At 62.6% G+C, this 452-nt stretch carries 1 protein-coding gene; it reads right to left on the minus strand.

The genetic code is table 11. The annotated features are described in order from the left end of the window. Positions 1-452: AMP-binding protein (locus KQH55_RS16225; protein ID WP_235091694.1), on the minus strand; the 452-nt coding region annotated here is incomplete at both ends.

Here is a 452-nt window from a genome sequence, read left to right on the forward strand (position 1 = left end):
CCACCGACGGATTCGTGTCCGGTAACGCCGGCAGGGTCGCTGGATCGAGCACCGTACACTCGGCCAGCGCCGCCTCGCCCAACGCAGTCTGCCCGACCGCATCTGCGAGCACTATGTTCGGTGCCGCATCGGCGAGGATATGCGTCAAGCGCTCATTCGGATAGTGGGGATCGAGCGGCACATACGCGCCACCCGCTTTTAAAATCGCCAGCAGCCCCACGACTAGCGCGGCACTACGCTGCACGCAGATCGCTACCCGGGTCTCTGGCCTGACACCCCACTCAATCAGCTGGTGTGCCAAACGATTGGCTTGTGCGTTTAGCTGTGCATAGCTCAGTGTCTGCGCTTCAAACACCAGCGCCGGCGCCTCGGGCGTGCGCTCGACCTGCGCTTCAAATAGCTGGTGGATGCATAAGTACGACGGGTAGTCCCGCTGCGTCGCATTCCACTCG

The organism is Mycetohabitans sp. B3, assembly GCF_021498065.1.
Taxonomy (GTDB): Bacteria; Pseudomonadota; Gammaproteobacteria; order Burkholderiales; family Burkholderiaceae; genus Mycetohabitans.